Here is an 18090-nt window from a genome sequence, read left to right as displayed (position 1 = left end):
GGTGCATGTGCCCTGGACAGACCTAGATCACCTAGATCGCTTGCGTGAGTTTCTTCGCGGCGGCGAGCAGATCTTTGCCCCACTTGTCGGCGGGGGAGGGCTTGAGGCGCTCGACGGGGCCGGAGATGGATAAAACAGCGAGCACGGTGCCATTCTTGCCAAAGATGGGGGTGGATACACTGGCCAGGCCTACTTCGCGCTCGGCGACGGATTCAGCGAGCCCGGTGGATCGCACAGTGACCATTTCTTCGTCGGGGAAGGGGGCGTCGACAAGCTTGTGCGCGGCGAAGATCTTCGCGGCGGATCCGCGGTCGAGGGGGAGTTGGGAGCCGACGGGCACGGTGTGCGTCAGGCCGCTCGGCGGTTCGATTGCTGCGACGCAGGTGCGGGACGATCCGGTGAGTTCATAGAGCTGCACGGATTCGTTGGTGGCATGTACAAGGTCGGCCATGACCGGTTTGGCGGCATCGATGATCTGCGACGGGGCAGAGGCCGCGTAGCGGGCGAGCGCTGGGCCGATTGTCCACGCGCCGGAGTCAGTGCGGACGAGAACTTGGTGGATTTCCAGGGCCGTGGCGAGGCGGTGCGTCGTCGCGCGCGGCAGGCCGGTGTCGGCGCTGAGTTGGGAGAGGGTCTTCTCGCCGGCCGCAATCGCGTCGATAATCGCGATTGAACGGTCGAGAACCTTGATTCCCGAGCTATTTTCCGTTGAATTCTCCACTGAATCTCCCTCAATAATTCCCACGGCGTGGATCATAACATCTCACTATATGGTCCCTGGGCTGTTTGAAAACTTCCCGAGGTCGCGTGCGGGAGGAGGCTGCCGTGTATTAGAGTGTCTCATTAAATGGAAACGTCTATCCCGCATTATGGAATATTGCTGGGTGTCTGAGAGGAGAGACTATGGCGGAACAGTCACAGCCGTTGACGCTGGCGGAGAAAGTCTGGCGCGACCATGTGATCACGAAGGGCGAGAACGGTGACCCGGACCTGATCTACATTGACTTCCAGCTCCTCCACGAGGTGACCTCCCCGCAGGCATTCGACGGGCTGCGTATGGCGGGCCGCACCATCCGTCGCCCGCAGCAGCACCTGGCCACCGAAGATCACAATGTCCCCACCGTGGGCATCAAGTCGGGCAACCTGCTCGAGATCGAGGAGCTGACGTCCCGCACCCAGGTGTCCACTCTGCGCAAGAACTGCGAGGAATTCGGTGTGCGCCTGCACTCCATGGGCGATGTGAAGCAGGGCATCGTGCACACCGTCGGTCCACAGCTGGGCATCACGCAGCCGGGCATGACCATCGTGTGCGGCGATTCGCACACCTCCACCCACGGTGCATTCGGCTCCATCGGCATGGGCATCGGCACCTCCGAGGTCGAGCACGTCATGGCCACCCAGACGCTGCCCCTCAAGCCGTTCAAGACCATGGCGGTGGAAGTCTCCGGCGAGCTGCAGCCGGGCGTGACGGCCAAGGACCTGATCCTCGCGATCATCGCCAAGATCGGCACCAACGGCGGCGCCGGCCACATCATTGAATACCGCGGTGAGGCCATCGAGAAGCTCTCCATGGAAGCGCGCATGACCATCTGCAATATGTCCATCGAAGGCGGCGCGCGCGCCGGTATGGTCGCGCCCGACGAGAAGACCTTCGAGTACGTCAAAGGCCGCGAATTCGCGCCGAAGGGCAAAGACTGGGACGACGCTGTCGAGTACTGGAAGACCTTGCCGACGGACGAGGGGGCGGAATTCGACACCGTTGTCGAGATCGACGGCTCCGCGCTGACGCCATTTGTCACTTGGGGCACGAATCCCGGTCAGGGACTGCCACTGGCGGAGTCCGTGCCGGACCCGGATTCCTTTGGCGATGACACGCTCAAGGCGGCAGCGGAAAAGGCGCTGACGTACATGGATCTCAAACCGGGCACGCCTCTGCGCGATATCAAGATCGACACTGTCTTCCTGGGGTCGTGCACCAACGCCCGAATCGAGGATCTGCGCGCGGCAGCTGAGGTGATCAAGGGCAAGACCATTCACCCGGAGACCCGCATGATGGTCGTTCCTTCCTCCGCCATGGTGAAACAGCAGGCGGAAGAGGAGGGTCTGGACCAGATCTTCCGCGACTTCGGTGCAGATTGGCGCACCGCCGGCTGCTCCATGTGCTTGGGCATGAACCCGGACCAGCTGAAGCCGGGCGAGCGCAGTGCATCGACGTCGAACCGCAATTTTGAGGGCCGCCAGGGCCCCGGCGGCCGCACCCACCTTGTGTCCCCGCTCGTCGCGGCGGCCACCGCGATCACCGGCCACCTGTCGTCCCCGGCAGACCTCTAAGGAGCAATCATGGAAAAGTTCACCACCCACACCGGCGTCGGCGTGCCGCTGACCCGTTCCAATGTGGACACCGACCAGATCATTCCGGCCGTGTACTTGAAACGCGTGTCCCGCACCGGGTTTGAGGACGGTCTGTTCTCCAACTGGCGTAACAACGAAGCAGACTTCGTGCTGAACCAGGATGCGTTCAAGAACGGTTCCGTGCTCTTCGCCGGCCCAGACTTCGGCACCGGCTCCTCTCGCGAGCACGCCGTGTGGGCGCTCATGGACTACGGCTTCAAGGCCGTGTTCAGCCCGCGCTTCGCCGACATCTTCCGCGGTAACACCTCCAAAGCAGGCCTGCTCGCCGGCCAAATGACTGAATCCGACATCGAGCTGATCTGGAAGCAGCTCGAGCAAAACCCCGGTATGGTGGTCACGGTGTCCCTCGAGGACCGGACTGTGACGGTGGGGGAGAACACCTTCACTTTCGAGATCGACGACTACATCCGCTGGCGCCTCATGGAAGGCCTCGACGACATCGGCCTGACCCTGCGTGATGAGGGCGCGATCGAGGACTTCGAAGCAAAGCGGCCCGCGTACAAGCCAGCTATCGACGTCTAGAAAGGCCAGAGAATGAGCGAAACGCCAAGCGCGAGAATGCTCTCGCTCGATGTTATTCGCGGTATCGCACTGTGCGGGATTGCTTTCGTGAACTTTCAACAACAATGGCTCCTCTATCCGGGGCCGGACGGGGATAAAGGGGCGTTCTGGGCGCTAGAGCTCCTTGCTCACCAGCGCTTCTTCGCAGCGTTCACATTTCTCTTCGGGATTGGATTCGCACTGATCGTCGATGGGGCTCGCCGACGCGGGATGATGGCGCAGTCCGTCATGTGGCGGCGGCTGCTGCCTCTTTTTCTGCTCGGAATCGTGCACCAGATCCTCCACCCCGGGGAGGCGCTGCTGTACTACTCAGCCTTCGGCTTTGTGTTCTTGTACCCGCTCACTTTCGTCTCCGATTTGAAACTCAGACGCACATTGGCCACCGTCGGAGGGATTGCGCTGACTTTGCTCGGGGCGCCGTTCGGAGGAATCGTTCTCATTCCCGGCTTGCTCTTGCTCGGATTCGCATTCGCTATGTGGGGGCTACCGCAGGCCCTGGACGAGAACCCGAAACCGGCGGCGATGGCACTGCTGGTTCTGGTTCCGCTGACGCTGGGAATGAGCTACCTCCAGTACCGGAGTCTTGGAACGGTCGCATATAGCTACGTTGCTGCAGCGACTGGCCTAATCTACGCAGCCATGTGGATGGCACTGGTGTATGTCCTGCTGCGCACGCCCCTGCGGTCCGCGCTCGGAGCGATGTTCGCGTCGCTGGGCCGAACGGCTCTGACGAACTACATTCTGGCGACGTTGGTGATCATCGGAAGCGGCCTGCTGTTGGGATATCCACGTGAAGATGCGGGAGCAACGAACGAAGACTTCTACACAGCTTTCGCGGTCGCCGCAGTGATGCTCGTCATCCAAGCTGTGCTCAGCTGGCTGTGGCTGCGTCGCTTCGGCCAGGGGCCGTTGGAGAAAGGCTGGCGCTACCTCACCTGGGAAGCGTTCGGCGGGCCGAAGAAACTGCAGCAAGCCGAGGCAGCGCACCCAGACGCTTAATTTCTACCGCACCGGCAGGGCTGTCGGCATGTAGTCGGCGCCGGTCAGCTCGCCGTTGTTGAAGGACAGCACCCACACGCAGCCCTTCTTGCAGTTGATCTCACCGTCGATCGGCAGGCGGCCGTTCTCTGAGAGCCACTGGATCATGTTGGGCATCACGTCGCCCTGGGCCACGATGACGCTCGTGCCGCCCTGATCGATGACAGCTCGGAAAGCCTGCTTGGCACCGGCCGGGTCTGACTGCCACGCGTTATCACCGAAACGCAGGTCGACGTCGACAGGCATGTTCAACTCGTCGGCAAGCGGCGCGATGGTCTGCTGGCAGCGGTCCGGAAACGAACTGTAAGTGCGCTCCGGGTGGAAGGCAGCGAGCATTGGAACGAGCATCTCCGACTGGCGGCGGCCCTTCTTGTCCAGGGGGCGTTTGTTGTCGTCGCCTGACCACTTCTCGCGGTCGTGCGCCTTCGCCTGGCGCACATAAAGGATGCGGCTCGTCGCCGGGAGGCGGAAGCGCTTCTCCGCTTTCGTCAGAACCTGGCGGTCGAGGTCGTAGGACATGATTTCTTTGGCATCGTCGAAGGTGAGCCAGCGGATCTCGTCGACTTCGTCGTTCGGCTCGAACTCGCCGCCGAGAACCTGAGCGATCCAGTAGTAGACCACCTTCGTGCTGTCCATGACGGGGTACACCGTCTTACCCAGCAGCTTGCCCAGGCGTCCGCTGGCGTCTCATGGAAGGCCTCGACGATATTGGGCTGACAATGCGCGACGAGAGCGCCATCGAACGCTATGAGGATGCACGGCCGGCGTTCAAACCGGCGGTGTGAACTAGCGGACCGGCAGCGCCGACGGCAAATAGTCGGCGCCGGTGAGCCGGCCCTCGTTGAAGGACAAGACCCAGACGGAGCCCTTCTTCGCCTTGATATCGCCGTCGATGGGCAGACGGCCGGTGGCAGACAGCCACGCGACCATATTCGGGATGATGTCGCCCTGAGCGCACACGACGCTCACGCCGCCCTGACCGATGATGTCAGTGATCGCCTTTTGCGCACCGACCATATCGGACAACCACGCCTCATCGCCGAAACGCTCATCCACCTCGACGGGCAGATTCAGTTCGTCGGCAAGCGGAGCGACCGTGGCCTGGCAGCGATCCGGAACCGCGGAATAAATGCGGTCTGGGTGGAACGGCGCGAGCATGGGCACGAGCATCTCCGACTGGCGGCGGCCCTTCTTATCCAACGGCCGGAGGTTATCGTCGCCGGACCATTTCTCGCGCTCGTGGGCGCGGGCATGGCGCACGTACAGAATGCGGGCGGTGGCGGGCACACCGAAGCGCTTCTCCGCCTTTGCCAAGACCTGGCGGTCGAGGTCATAGGACATGAGATCCTTGGCCTCTTTCATCGACAGCCACCGGATCTCGTCGACTTCCTCATTGGCTTCGAACTCGCCGCCGGTAACCTCGCCCGTCCAGTAATAAACGACCTTGGTGGTGTCTTTGACCGGGTAGATGGTCTTGCCGAGCAGTTTGCCCAAGCGGATGTCGTAGCCGGTCTCTTCCTTGATTTCCCGGACGGCGGTGGTCACTAGGGACTCGCCCGGGTCGGCCTTGCCTTTGGCGAGTGACCAGTCGTCATAACGCGGGCGGTGAATGCACGCGACCTCGATCGTGCTGGGATCGTCGAGCTTTCCGCGCCACAGGACTGCGCCCGCGGCGAGTGTGGTGCGCTTGAATTCCTCGTCCGGTTTAGCCGGAATCCCCTGGTGGCGGCCAGTGAGGAACATCTCTCCCTTGAGGTCTTTATCCTCTTCGTGCATATGTGACTTCTTGCCCATGGTGGCCATTGTCCCGCATCTGGTGCGGGTGCGCATAACCCTGAATTCGGTTTCGTGGTGCTTTACACTGTGACGAGCACAAATCCGTTCGGGCCCGAAACACGTGCCGGGGCCGTGCGGACATCAATCGAGAGCAAGTGAAAAGAAAGGCGGCGCGCACATGGTCAAGGTCGCAGTCTTGGGCGCAGGTTCGTGGGGCACGTCGTTGGCGAAAGTCTTCGCTGACGCCGGCAATTCCGTGAGCCTGTGGGCACGCCGCACGGAATTGGCGAACGCGATCCAGCAGACGCGGATCAACGCAGACTACTTGGACGGGATCGTGTTGCCGGAGGCCATCGAGGCGACCGACGACGCTGCAGCCGCCATCGAGAACGCGCAGATCGTCGTTCCCGCGGTGCCGAGCCAGACGATGCGCGAGAATCTCGCTAACTGGGCGCCGCACATTCCGAGCGAATCGACTGTGGTGTCCATCTCCAAAGGCATCGAAGCGGGTACCTATAAGCGCATGAGTGAGGTCATCGCGGAAGTGACCGGCATTGACCCGTCCCGCATCGCGGTGCTGACCGGCCCGAATCTCGCTCGTGAAGTCGCCGATGAGCAGCCCGCAGCCACCGTCATTGCCTGCTCGGACCTGAACCGGGCAAAGCTCGTCCAGGCTGCCTGCGCCACGACTTATGTGCGCCCGTACACCAACACCGATGTGGTCGGCTGCGAGATCGGCGGCGCGTGCAAGAACGTGATCGCCCTCGCATGCGGAATGGCCGCCGGCAAGGAAATGGGGGAGAACACCCAAGCCACCTTGATCACCCGTGGGCTTGCGGAGATCACCCGTCTCGGCATCCAGCTCGGCGCGGACCAGCGCACATTCGCCGGCCTGGCCGGCCTGGGCGACCTGGTCGCTACCTGCGGCTCGAAGCTGTCGCGCAACCGCACCTTCGGTGAGCGTCTCGGCCGTGGCATGACCTTAGATGAGGCGCGCAAGGCCACCAACGGCCAGGTCGCGGAGGGCGTGACCAGCTCGCAGAGTATCTACGAGCTCGCCCTTGACAATGGCGTGGACATGCCGCTGACGGAAGCGGTGTTCTCGGTCTGCCACAAGGATCTGCGCGTCGACGACATGATTGCCGCGCTGATGGGCCGTTCCAAGAAATCCGAATAACGGCTTGTAGTGTGGTCACCATGATCACACTCGCCGTCATTTACGGTGGAATGTCCTCCGAACATTCCATTTCCTGCATTTCCGCCGGCGCCATCATGGCGGAACTTCCCCGTGAGAAGTACGAGATCTACCCGGTGGGGATCACCAAAGACGGCACGTGGGTGGCGGGCTCGACCGACCCGGTCGGGGATTCGACACTGCCTACCGTCGACGGTGGGCGCGAGGTCGCACTATCTGTGAACCCCACGCGCCGCGGCGAGTTCTACGACCCCAATACCGGCGAGGTTCTGGCCACCGTGGACGCGGTCTTCCCGGTGCTGCACGGCACCTACGGCGAGGACGGAACGATCCAGGGATTGCTCGACCTCGCTGGCGTGCCGTATGTCGGCCCGGGCGTGTTGTCGTCGGCGTGCTCCATGGACAAGGAGTTCACCAAGACCATCGCGCGTTCTGCCGGGGTGCCGGTCACGCGGGAATTCATTCTTCATGACGGTGTTGACACAGCAGCAGTCGACGACGAGGTGCGCGAGTACCTCGGGCTGCCGGTCTTTGTGAAGCCGGCGCGAGGAGGCTCCTCGATCGGCATCACCAAAGTCACGGCCTGGGAGGACCTCGATCGCGCGGTGAATGCGGCGCGCGAGTACGACACCAAAGTCATCATCGAAGCCGAGCTGATCGGCGACGAGGTGGAAGTGGGCGTGCTGGAGCGCCCCGACGGCGAGCTCGTCGCCTCCCCGCCGGCGAAGCTCAACGGCACGGCCGACTCGGACGAAGGCTTTTACGGCTTCGAGACCAAATACCTCGACAACGTTGTCACCGCGACCATTCCCGCGGGCTACGACGAGGAGCTCAACGAACAGCTCGCCGATCTCGCGCTCACCACATTCCGCGCGCTGAGCTGCCAAGGCCTCGCCCGCGTCGACTTCTTCGTCACCGAATCTGGGCCGATGCTCAACGAGGTCAACACCATGCCGGGCTTCACGTCGATCTCGATGTACCCGCAGGTCTTCCTCGCCGCCGGCATGACGTACGGCGAGCTATTGGAAACGCTGATCGCTACTGCGCTGGAACGGTCTGCGAAATAGCGTCCGAGAGGTTCGTCAGCGCGCCATCACCCGCACCCACAGGGACGGACACGGCGATCTCAGCAGCGCGCCCCAGCGCATACAACACAGTCGCCTGCGAGGCGGCATTGCTGCTGGTCTCTTCGAACCACGGCACATCGTTGACCTGAGTCAACTGCGCGCCAGCTTCGTAGCTCGGCGGCGGGGTGACACCGCACTTCAGCACCACAGGCTCCAGCCCTTCAGCGCCCCACGCGGCAGCATTCTCCCCGAGCCCGTCCACCCCAGAGACATCGAGACGCGTATAGCCGCCAGCGAGATCAGCGGGCAACGCGGCCACCAACTCACGGCAGACATCGCCAGAGCCATCGCTTATCGACGCCTCCAGCTCCGCCAACGGCGCCTTCCCCGGCGCGGGATCTGCCTGAGGCAGGGCGCTGAGATCTATATCCTCCACCGGCGAGCCTGATTCAGCGGGGTTATCGGCAGTGACCGCAACAACGGGGGAGCGGTCCACGGTGAACCACGTGGTCAGGTTCGACTCTGGCGTCGGGTCACTGACCTTCATCCATTCCACGCCCCGGATCTGTTCGGTGGAGGTGAGTTCAGTGAACTGCACGGGGGCATCGACGCCGCAACGCAGTGTCACGCGGTCGGTCGAAGACGTCTGCCATGCTGCCGCGCCAGCTGGTTTGGGATCAGCCAATGTCGCCCGCCGGTGGCCGGCGACTTCGTCAGGAAGAGATTCGATCAGGGACGCGCACTCGGGTGAGTCAGCGTCGGGCGACGGTAACTCCGTCAAGGCCACCGGCTGGTTGTTAAGCTGCTTGAGGTACAGCTTGGAGCCGATCAGCACACCGGCGACGAGTAACAGAGCAAGTCCGAGGCTGAGAAGGATGAGCGGGCGCCGCATGACTGTGTCGGTGTCCTGGTCGCTGTGGTCGGCGGGGAGTTCCGTGGTCGTCCTGCTGGTGGTCATAGCGGCTCATTGTATTAGGGCGTTCCGCGGCTGGAACGTCGCATCGCAGCACCAACGAAGGAAAGGCGCTCATCGACCGTGATTCAGACTGGTTTTCCATCGGGCGGACCTACGCTCGGGGATGTCGGGGAGCGTGCCGTGATTCAGTCCATCGTGGACGTGACACCGTCGTCGATCAACGGTGATGATGCAGCGGTGCTGCACAGATCCTCGCCTAATTCGCGGGTTGTGGCCACCACCGACATGCTCGTGGAGGGGCGTCACTTTCGTTGGGATGTGACCACGCCACGGCAGGTCGGCCGTAAGGCGATCGTGCAGAATTTCGCGGACATCGAGGCGATGGGCGCACGACCACTCGCGGCGCTGTTGTCCCTTTCAGCCCCAAAGGATTTGCCCGTCGCGGTAGTGACCGATCTCGCCCGTGGGATTGGCGATGAGGTGGGCAAATATGCTGCGGAGCTCGTCGGCGGCGATGTCACCTCGGGCGACAGCTTGGTCCTGTCCGTCACCGCGATCGGTTCGCTGGGCGGCAACCGCTGGGCCCTGACCTTGGACGGCGCGCGTGCAGGCCAAAAACTCGTTGCCCACGGAAAGATCGGCTACTCGGCGGCTGGTTTGGCGCTGCTCGAGTCCGGCCGCGACATTCCGGAGGAATTCGTCCCGCTCGTTGAGGCATATCAGGCCCCAGAGATCGCGCCCGGCAGCGGGGTGATTGCCCGCTCCGCTGGCGCGACGAGCATGACTGATAATTCCGATGGTCTGCTTCATGATCTGACGCTTCTGGCGGCACGGTCCGGCGTGAATATTGATATCGATTCCTCCACGATCGCCCCGGATGAGCTGTTGATCAACGCCGGCGAATTCCTTGACTGCGACCCGTGGAAGTGGGTCTACGAGGGCGGGGAGGACCACACCTTGCTGGGAACGATCAGCGGTGATGCCCCAGTCGGCTTCCACACCATCGGCACCACGTCGAAGCCAAGCTCTGATGATGAGGTCGCAGTGACAGTCGACGGCGAGACCCCGGAGTACGGCGGGGGATGGGAGAGCTTCGCATGAGTCTGCCGGTCCATCCGTCGTGGGCGGAACCGCTCGCTCCAGTGGAAGACGATATCCATCAGCTGGGCGATTTCCTCCGCGCCCAGCCCGCGTACCTGCCAGCGGGCAACGATATTCTCCGCGCTTTCCAGGACCCGTTTGATGACGTGCGCGTGCTCATCGTCGGCCAGGACCCGTACCCGACACCGGGCCATCCGATGGGTTTGAGCTTTTCGACGCAACCAGGCGTTGCCCCGCCCCGCTCGCTCATAAATATCTACGCTGAACTGAAGGATGATCTGGGCATTCCGCCGCGTTCCGATGGCGATTTATCGTCGTGGGCGGGGCAGGGCATCTTGCTGTTGAACCGCGTGCTCACCGTCGCACCCGGTCAGCCTGGTTCCCACCGCGGCAAAGGGTGGGAAAAGGTCACTGAGACGGCGATCCGCGCACTCGCCGAACGCGATGCACCGCTGGTGGCCATTTTGTGGGGCCGTGACGCGCAGACAGCGAAGCGTTTCTTGGGCGAGACTCCCTGCATCGAATCCGCGCACCCGTCGCCGCTGTCGGCACGCCGGGGTTTCTTCGGCTCCCGCCCGTTCTCCCGCGCTAATGCAGCGCTGCGGGCGCAGGGCGCGGACGGTGTGGACTGGGCACTGTAAAGTTAGGCCCCATGACTAATCCTGCGGTGATCGATGGTGTCCTACTGCTGTCGTGGGCGCGCCGTACCGTGCAGGTATTGAGAGTCCACCGCGAGGAAATCAACAGGCTCAATGTCTTTCCGGTGCCGGATTCGGACACTGGCTCGAATATGGCCCACACGATGTCGGCGGCCCTCGAGAACGCCGAAACAGTGGAGTCCCCGGCGAGTTGCGCCGACATCGCATCGGCCTTGGCAGTAGGAAGCATCAAGGGGGCGCGCGGCAATTCCGGAGTCGTGCTCTCCCAGGTACTGCGCGGCGTTGCCCAGGCGGCAGCTGAAGGCGACTTAGACGCCGCGAGCGTGGCCGACGCGTTGAGCAACGCCGTTGTCTACGTCGAGCGCGCCATCACTGATCCGGTAGAAGGCACCATCGTGACTGTGCTGCGAAAGGCAGCTATCGCCGCACAGGAAGCGTTGGGCGGGGCGGCCGGCGAGTCTCCGCTGGATGCGGTCACTTCCGCCGCCGTCACCGCGGCAGAGGAAGCATTGGAGCAGACTCCGTCGCAGCTCGCCGAATTGCGGGACGCAGGGGTCGTTGACGCTGGTGGCCGCGGTTTGGTCTTGTTGCTCACCGCCTTGCGCGATGAAGTCGCAGGGCGCGGGTCCGATATACCGGATCCGTCCAGCCTCGCATCGGTGACAGCCTCTGCAGCGGCCTCTGCGACGGATTCTGGGGCGGACTCCGCGGCGGAGGGCGAAAAAGAATCGAGCGAATCGCACGGGCATGCCGGCTGGCTTGAGGTCATGTTCTTCTTCACCGGCCCCGTCGACGAGCTGGAAAACGCTCTGGCGGGCATGGGAACGAGCCTCGTCATCGCCCGCGCTACTGACACCGAGGCACAGATCCACATTCATTCGCTCAATGCCGGGGCGGTCATCGAGCGTGCTTACGAACTCGGCGCGGTGTCGGATCTGCGCTTAGAAGTTTTGCCGGATGCGCTTCCTGCCAGTGATTCCCCGGCCTCCGCGCGCATCATCGTCGCCATGACTCCGGAAGGGTCCATCGCGGAATTCTATCGCCAGGCAGGGGCCGTCTCCGTCACAGCTGAAGGCGGCTTGAGCGAGGCGATCACAGAGGCGATTGCAGCTGCAGATGCTCGCGAACTCGTCGTGCTGCCCAATGGTCATGCAGGGCCAGACGAGCTGAAGCAGATCGCGGAGGCCGTGAAATCAGAGGGCGCGCAGGCCGCTATTTTGTCCACCATGAGCCTCGTCGGCGGCATCGCGGCGCTGGCTGTCCACGATCCGCGCCTACCGCTTGAAGCAGCAGCCGCACAGATGGATGAAGCAGCAGCGGACATGCGCGCCGCTGACGTCGTGCGTACCGCTGGCGGGAACATCACGGTGGTCGCACCAGTCGATGAGGTGCTGGCGGAGGAAGAAACGGTGCAACGCGCCGTCGATAAGGCATGCCGTGCAATGCTCGACGCAGGCGGGGAGCTGGTCACGCTGCTGCTCGATTCTAATGCTGCTGAGGAGCTGGACCCCGACGCGCTCCAGGAGACCCTCAACGCGGAAGTACTCGTGTACCCGGCGGATGGTTTGGGCACCATCGGCCAAATCGGGGTGGAATAAGCAGTGCTGGGGATCAATTACACCACGCCGCTGAACCTGATCATCCCAACGCGTCCCGCCCGCGCGATCGCGAAAGCTTTCGGCATTGAGACAGCCGAAGGGCTCCTCGAGCACTACCCGCGCAAATATCTGCGCTACGGCAATGGCAGCGCGCTCGAAGGCGCTCTTCCTGATGACCGCATCACATTCATCGGCACGGTCATGTCCACGCGCACTATTCGCGGTAAGAAGCCGATCTTCAAAGTGGAGATCTCCGACGGGTACGACACCATATCCGCGACGTTCTTCAGCGCGCGATACGCACCGCGTGCGCTGTACGGCGGTGTCCGCGCGATGTTCACCGGCAAGCTGAGCTATTTCAACGGGCAGCCGCAGTTGCAGCACCCAGACTTCCTCATTCTCGACGCACCTAAGTTCAAGGGAGGAAGCGGGGAGCGGCCGCAGCCAAAAGGCGGGGCGACGGGCTCGATGAAGCAGCTTTCTGTCTTCGGCGACCCGGACGAGATTCTCTCCGGCCGCGAATGGCTGCCTGTGTACAAAGCCACGAAGAACCTCTCCACGTGGACGATCATGGGCGCGGTCAACGCGGTGCTCGACACGTTGCCGCCCGTGGAGGAACCACTCGGCTTCACCCCGGACGGCTTCATTTCGCTGGACGACGCGATCCGCCAGATCCACAATCCGACGTCCGATGGGCCGGACGCAGCCCGGGAACGGCTCAAATACAACGAGGCATTGCGCGTTGCGCTCATCATGGCGCTGCGTCGCGTGGATGCCAGTCACCGCACGGCGACGGCGCTGCCGCGCGCGGACGGGGCGTCGCAAAGCCAAATGCTCTCTAACCTCCCGTTCGCGTTCACCGACGGCCAAGAGCGTGTCTTCGGCGAGATCTCTGCCGATATGGACAGCACTACGCCCATGAGTCGCCTGCTGCAGGGCGAGGTCGGCTCCGGCAAGACCATCGTGGCGCTCGCCGCCATGCTCCAAGCCGTGGACAACGGCATGCAATGCGCGCTGCTCGCGCCGACAGAAGTGCTCACGCTCCAGCACGAGAAATCACTGCGTAAAACTCTCATGCGCACAGGCGTCCACGCTCGCGTAGTGGCGCTGACCGGCTCGATGTCGACCGTGCAAAAACAGGAAGCACTGCTCGCCATCATGAACGGCGACGCCGACATCGTCGTCGGAACACACGCGATCATTCAAGACAGCGTGGACTTCTTCAAGCTCGGTTTCGTCGTCGTCGACGAGCAACACCGCTTCGGCGTCGAGCAACGCGACCGACTGCGCGACAAAGCGGGGGAGAGCACACCGCACCTGCTGGTCATGACGGCGACGCCGATTCCGCGCACCATCGCCATCACCGTCTTCGGCGACCTTGCTGTGTCCACGCTGCGCGAGTTGCCCGGCGGCCGCAAGCCGATTCAGTCGTCGATCGTGCCCGAGTTCATGGACACGTGGATCGAGCGCGCGTGGCAGAAAATCAAGGAGGAGGTCGCCGCCGGGCACCAGGCGTACATCGTGTGTCCGCGTATCGACGGCCCCGGCGGTGTCCTCGAGATCGCCCATCTGCTTGGGCGGACCCACTTCAGAGGCTTGAATATCGGCGTTCTCCACGGCCGGATGAAAGGCGAGGACAAAGACGATGTCATGTCGGCCTTCGCCGCTGGCGAGATCGACGTGCTGGTCTCCACCACAGTCATTGAGGTCGGCGTCGATGTGCCGAATGCGACCGTGATGATGGTGCGCGAATCGGAGCACTTCGGGGTATCGCAGCTGCACCAGCTCCGTGGCCGCGTGGGCCGCGGCGGGCACCAGTCGTTGTGCCTGTTCCATACCTTTGCCGAGGCAGAGACTCCGCAATTTGAGCGCGTCCGGCAGATCGCAGCGATCTCCGATGGATTCCAGCTCGCCGAACTCGACCTGCAAAACCGCCAGGAAGGTGATGTCCTGGGCACACATCAGTCCGGCAACGAACGTCAGTTGAAACTGCTCAACCTCGTTGAGGATTACGAGATCATTCAGCGCGCCTACGATGACGCAGAAGCCGTCGTCGCCCGCGATCCGGAGCTGGCCCGCACTGTCGCCGACAACGAGATCCTCGAAGAATTCGAGTACCTGGAGAAGAGCTAGAGGGCCTGGGCGTTAAAGTTGAGCCCATGAGCCGAATCATTTCGGGCGAGGCCCGCGGACGCACAATCAAAGTTCCCCCGGAGGGAACGCGGCCCACATCCGACCGCGCACGGGAAGGACTGTTCTCTTCGCTACAGGTCCGTTTCGGTTTCGCGGGACAGCGGGTGCTCGATTTATTCGCCGGTTCCGGTGCGCTCGGGCTCGAGGCCGCGTCCCGCGGTGCCGACGAGGTCGTGCTTGTGGAATCCAACCCGAAAGCCGTGGACATCATCCGCCACAACATGAACGTTGTGGGGCACCCGCACGTGACCGTCGAGCAGGCGAAGGTCTCCGATTACGTTCCGCGTGCTCCGCGCGAGCACTTCAGCCTGGTTCTCGCAGACCCGCCGTACGACTTGCCAGACGACGCCGTCGCTGAAATGCTGGACGCCCTGATCCCTCTTCTCGCCGATGAAGCAGCAGTGGTGATTGAACGCCACCGTGAAAGCCCGGAGACGAACTGGCCCCGTGGCTTCACCCCGACTGGCCAGAAGCTGAAGAAACGACTGTACGGTATAGCTCGTATGGACATGGCGACGTTCAGCCGTGCAGAACTAGACGATAACTAGAGACGTACTCAACGAGAAAGAACAACGATGACGAAAGCGGTCTGCCCCGGTTCCTTCGACCCGGTGACCAACGGCCACCTGGACATTTTCACTCGCGCCGCGCGCAGCTTCGACGAGGTGATCGTGCTCGTCACCGCGAACCCGAATAAGCAGACTGGGTTGTTCTCCATCGAGGAGCGCATGAATTTCATCCGGGAGGTTACCGCAGACTTCCCCAATGTCTCGGTGGACACCTGGGGCGGTCTGCTCGTTGACTACACCACCGCGCATAAGGTCGGTGCGCTGGTCAAAGGTCTGCGATCCTCACTGGATTATGACTACGAGCTGCCCATGGCACAGATGAACCGCCACTTGTCTGGCGTGGACACGTTCTTCCTCATGACCGATGAGAAATACGGCTACATCTCGTCGTCGCTTTGCAAGGAAGTCGCCAAATACGGCGGCGATGTTTCCGGTCTCGTTCCCGACTGCGTGGTCGAGGCCATGAACGCCAAGTACAAAGGATGAGCGCGGGACTGACCGTCCTCGCTGTTTTCCTGTCTGTCGGAATCGGTGCGTGCTTCCAGCGCATCGCCGGTATGGGCGTTGGGCTCCTCGCCGGCCCGGTGCTTTCCCTGATTCTCGGGCCAGTCGAGGGCATCCTCGTGGTCAACGTGCTCGCAGCCACGAATGCGTTGATCACGAGCGTTAATATGCGCGCCGACATTGACTGGCGCAAATTCTGGCTGATCGCCCCGGCACTGATCTTCGGTGCGGTTCCCGGAGCGCTTCTGATCCGCGCTGTGGAACCTGACGTGGTGCTCGTGCTGGTCGGTGCGCTGCTTCTTTTGGCCCTTGCGCTCGTGACTTTCGGCAAACGGTTCGTCCCTGAGCCACACGGTCCCGTACCAGCGGTGATCTCGGGCGTGATCGGCGGATTCATGAACACTCTCGCCGGCATCGCCGGGCCCGCGATCACGGTCTATGCGCAGGCGGCGCGGTGGGAGCAGCGGGTCTATGCCGCGACGCTGCAGCCGATTTTCTTCGTCAGCGGGATTATCTCATTCACCATCAAAGAATTTTCCGGCGCTGCCGACCTCGCTGGAGTGAATGCCTGGATCTGGGGTGCCGGGGCACTCGGCATGGTGCTCGGCATCGTCACCGGAGTGAAGCTGGTGCCCCGGATCTCCCGGACCACTGCCCACCGCATCGCTTTGCTGCTCGCAGCCCTCGGCGGCGCGACCGCACTGGTGCGCGGCGCCACTGGTCTGTTCGGGTAGGACGACGTCGCTGCTTAGCTTTCCTGCGCGATCTAGAAGATCGAGGACAGGAATTCTTTGGTGCGTTCGTGCTGCGGGTTATCCAGCACCTGCTGCGGCGATCCCTTTTCCACGATCGTGCCTTCCGACATGAACGCCACAGTATCGGCGACCTCGTGGGCGAACGCCATCTCATGGGTGACAACGATCATGGTCATGCCACTGGCAGCGAGATCCTTCATCACACGGAGCACCTCACCGACAAGCTCGGGGTCGAGGGCGGAGGTGGGTTCGTCGAAAAGCATGAGCTTTGGATCCATCGCGACCGCGCGCGCAATAGCGACGCGCTGCTGCTGGCCGCCGGAAAGCTGCACGGGAAAGGCATCTGCCTTGTGCGCGAGGCCGACCTGCTCGAGGAGCTCCATGGCCTTCTTCTTCGCGTCCTCAGGTTTTTCGCCCTTGACATGGATCGGCGCCTCAATGATGTTCTCTAAGACGGTGCGGTGCCCGAAGAGATTGAAAGACTGGAAGACCATTCCGATCTCGCGGCGCTGCAGGGCGGCATCTTTCGCGGAAATCTCGTGCAGCACGCCGTCTTTTTCGCGGTAGCCGATCAAATCGCCGTCGACGTAGAGACGGCCTGCAGTGACCTTCTCCAAGTGGTTAACGCAGCGCAAAAACGTGGACTTACCTGAACCGGACGGGCCGATCAGACACGTGACTTCACCGGGATGGACCTCGAGATCGATGCCCTTGAGCACGTCCAAGGATCCGAAAGACTTCCACACGTCGACCGCCTGCACCATCGGGGTGCCGGAAGTGGGAGAGCTAGCGGTAGCAGCCATGGTTAACGGTTCCTTTCCACGACGGTGACGTTGTTCGGGGCCTTGCCTTCGGCATCAGTCAGCGCAGCCAGCTGGCGGGCGGTCAGTTCGCGGGTGACGCCGCGGTCGAAATAGCGCTCCAAGTAGAACTGGGCGACCATCAGAATCGACGTGATCACCAAGTACCAAGTTGCGGCGACAAGCAGCATCGGAACCGGCTCGAACAGTGCGGCGGCGATGTCCTGCGAACGGCCGTAGAGCTCCAAGGAGTAGGGGATAGCGACAACGAGGGAGGACGTCTTCAGCAGGGAGATGAACTCGTTGCCCGTCGGCGGAATGATGATGCGCATTGCCTGCGGCAGCACGGTGCGGCGCATGGTCAGGCCCCATCCCATGCCGAGCGCCTTCGACGCCTCGATTTGGCCTTCCGGCACAGAGTTGATGCCAGAGCGGACGATCTCCGCCATGTAGCCCGCCTCGTTCAACCCCAGCCCGATGACAGCGAGCGCGAATGCAGAGGAAGTCAGGGCTTCGAGGGACACTTCCGTGAAACCGAGGTTGACCGACTGGTAGATCGCGCCGAGCAAGCCCCAGAAGACCAACTGCACATAAATCGGGGTGCCGCGAAAGACCCACAGGTACAGCCACGCGATGGACTTGAATACCGGGTTCGGTGACATGCGCATCACGGCGAGGATCACACCGAGCACGACACCGATGATCATGGACAGCACGGTGATGGCCAGGGTGTGGCCGGCGGCGATCAGAATCCGGGTGTCGAAAAGGTACGCCCAGTACGTGCCCCAGCCGTAAGCCTCACGGCGTGCCGCGTCGAAAACGAACAGGGCGAACAGCACGAGTAGGACTGCGGCGGCGACCCAGCGACCTGGGTGGCGCAGGGGCTTCGCCTCGATCCGCTCGGGTTTCCGCCGCGATGACCGCTTCGTTATCGGGGTGCTCATTC

The 18090-nt window shown here is 62.6% G+C and carries 17 protein-coding genes and 2 pseudogenes; 13 read left to right on the top strand and 6 right to left on the bottom strand.

What is annotated here, in order from left to right; all coding sequences use genetic code 11:
* Positions 1–31: 31 nt before the first annotated feature.
* Positions 32–757: an IclR family transcriptional regulator gene (locus tag M3G19_RS01830; protein ID WP_259900163.1), complete on the bottom strand. Its 726-nt coding sequence runs from the start codon at positions 755–757 to the stop codon at positions 32–34.
* A 146-nt stretch (positions 758–903) separates the two neighbouring features.
* Between M3G19_RS01830 and leuC the strand changes: the two genes are divergently transcribed.
* The 3 genes from leuC (at position 904) to M3G19_RS01815 (ending at position 3972) form a co-directional block, all read left to right on the top strand.
* Complete coding sequence (gene leuC, locus M3G19_RS01825) at positions 904–2331, top strand: 3-isopropylmalate dehydratase large subunit (RefSeq protein ID WP_259900162.1); 1428 nt, start codon at positions 904–906, stop codon at positions 2329–2331.
* Positions 2332–2340: 9 nt separating this feature from the next.
* Positions 2341–2934: a 3-isopropylmalate dehydratase small subunit gene (gene leuD / locus M3G19_RS01820; RefSeq protein ID WP_005290383.1), complete on the top strand. Its 594-nt coding sequence runs from the start codon at positions 2341–2343 to the stop codon at positions 2932–2934.
* An 87-nt stretch (positions 2935–3021) separates the two neighbouring features.
* The gene (locus M3G19_RS01815; protein WP_259900161.1) at positions 3022–3972 is read left to right on the top strand and encodes a DUF418 domain-containing protein; all 951 of its coding nucleotides are present in this window, start codon (positions 3022–3024) and stop codon (positions 3970–3972) included.
* A 3-nt stretch (positions 3973–3975) separates the two neighbouring features.
* On the opposite strand, the pseudogene M3G19_RS01810 reads toward M3G19_RS01815, so the two are convergent.
* Positions 3976–4686, bottom strand: a pseudogene (locus M3G19_RS01810) (histidine phosphatase family protein); the annotation flags it as partial.
* Positions 4687–4688: 2 nt separating this feature from the next.
* Here M3G19_RS01810 and M3G19_RS01805 point away from each other — a divergent pair.
* Positions 4689–4796 (top strand): annotated as a pseudogene (locus M3G19_RS01805) (3-isopropylmalate dehydratase small subunit); the annotation flags it as partial.
* Between the two features lies 1 nt (position 4797).
* On the opposite strand, the gene M3G19_RS01800 reads toward M3G19_RS01805, so the two are convergent.
* Entirely contained in the window at positions 4798–5787 is a 990-nt protein-coding gene (locus tag M3G19_RS01800) for a bifunctional NUDIX hydrolase/histidine phosphatase family protein (RefSeq protein WP_311198326.1), read from the bottom strand.
* A 178-nt stretch (positions 5788–5965) separates the two neighbouring features.
* Here M3G19_RS01800 and M3G19_RS01795 point away from each other — a divergent pair, with 178 nt between their 5' ends.
* On the top strand, positions 5966–6964 hold the full coding sequence (locus tag M3G19_RS01795; RefSeq protein WP_259900159.1) for an NAD(P)H-dependent glycerol-3-phosphate dehydrogenase: 999 nt from the start codon (positions 5966–5968) through the stop codon (positions 6962–6964).
* 20 nt (positions 6965–6984) lie between these two features.
* Positions 6985–8049 (top strand): D-alanine--D-alanine ligase family protein, encoded by a 1065-nt coding sequence (locus tag M3G19_RS01790; RefSeq protein ID WP_259900158.1) that lies wholly within the window; start codon positions 6985–6987, stop codon positions 8047–8049.
* On the opposite strand, the gene M3G19_RS01785 is transcribed toward M3G19_RS01790, so the two are convergent.
* Entirely contained in the window at positions 8021–9007 is a 987-nt protein-coding gene (locus M3G19_RS01785; protein WP_259900157.1) for a DUF3515 domain-containing protein, read from the bottom strand. The genes M3G19_RS01790 and M3G19_RS01785 overlap by 29 nt on opposite strands.
* Positions 9008–9085: 78 nt before the next feature.
* Here M3G19_RS01785 and M3G19_RS01780 point away from each other — a divergent pair, with 78 nt between their 5' ends.
* The 7 genes from M3G19_RS01780 to M3G19_RS01750 are packed head-to-tail and all read left to right on the top strand — an operon-like array spanning position 9086 to position 16323.
* Positions 9086–10066: a thiamine-phosphate kinase gene (locus M3G19_RS01780; RefSeq protein ID WP_259900156.1), complete on the top strand. Its 981-nt coding sequence runs from the start codon at positions 9086–9088 to the stop codon at positions 10064–10066.
* Entirely contained in the window at positions 10063–10707 is a 645-nt protein-coding gene (locus M3G19_RS01775; RefSeq protein ID WP_259900155.1) for a uracil-DNA glycosylase, read from the top strand. The genes M3G19_RS01780 and M3G19_RS01775 overlap by 4 nt, the downstream gene beginning before the upstream one ends.
* Positions 10708–10718: 11 nt before the next feature.
* Complete coding sequence (locus M3G19_RS01770) at positions 10719–12323, top strand: DAK2 domain-containing protein (RefSeq protein WP_259900154.1); 1605 nt, start codon at positions 10719–10721, stop codon at positions 12321–12323.
* A gap of 3 nt (positions 12324–12326) precedes the next feature.
* Positions 12327–14456, top strand: coding sequence for an ATP-dependent DNA helicase RecG (locus tag M3G19_RS01765; RefSeq protein ID WP_259900153.1), 2130 nt, complete (start codon positions 12327–12329; stop codon positions 14454–14456).
* Between the two features lie 26 nt (positions 14457–14482).
* A complete protein-coding gene (locus tag M3G19_RS01760) occupies positions 14483–15064 on the top strand; it encodes an RsmD family RNA methyltransferase (RefSeq protein ID WP_259900152.1) in 582 nt (193 codons plus the stop codon).
* 27 nt (positions 15065–15091) lie between these two features.
* Positions 15092–15571, top strand: a complete 480-nt coding sequence (gene coaD, locus M3G19_RS01755; protein ID WP_210572142.1) for a pantetheine-phosphate adenylyltransferase — start codon at positions 15092–15094, stop codon at positions 15569–15571.
* Positions 15568–16323: a sulfite exporter TauE/SafE family protein gene (locus M3G19_RS01750; protein ID WP_259900151.1), complete on the top strand. Its 756-nt coding sequence runs from the start codon at positions 15568–15570 to the stop codon at positions 16321–16323. Before coaD ends, M3G19_RS01750 begins: the two co-directional genes overlap by 4 nt.
* A 32-nt stretch (positions 16324–16355) precedes the next feature.
* Here the strand turns inward: M3G19_RS01750 and M3G19_RS01745 are convergent, their stop codons facing one another.
* Positions 16356–17108, bottom strand: a complete 753-nt coding sequence (locus M3G19_RS01745; RefSeq protein WP_259900234.1) for an amino acid ABC transporter ATP-binding protein — start codon at positions 17106–17108, stop codon at positions 16356–16358.
* Positions 17109–17149: 41 nt separating this feature from the next.
* Positions 17150–18088, bottom strand: a complete 939-nt coding sequence (locus tag M3G19_RS01740) for an amino acid ABC transporter permease (RefSeq protein ID WP_259900150.1) — start codon at positions 18086–18088, stop codon at positions 17150–17152.
* Positions 18089–18090 lie beyond the last annotated feature (2 nt).

The sequence above is a fragment of the Corynebacterium sp. p3-SID1194 genome, from assembly GCF_025144155.1.
Classification (GTDB): Bacteria; Actinomycetota; Actinomycetes; order Mycobacteriales; family Mycobacteriaceae; genus Corynebacterium.
This window is presented reverse-complemented; position numbering and strand designations above follow the sequence as displayed.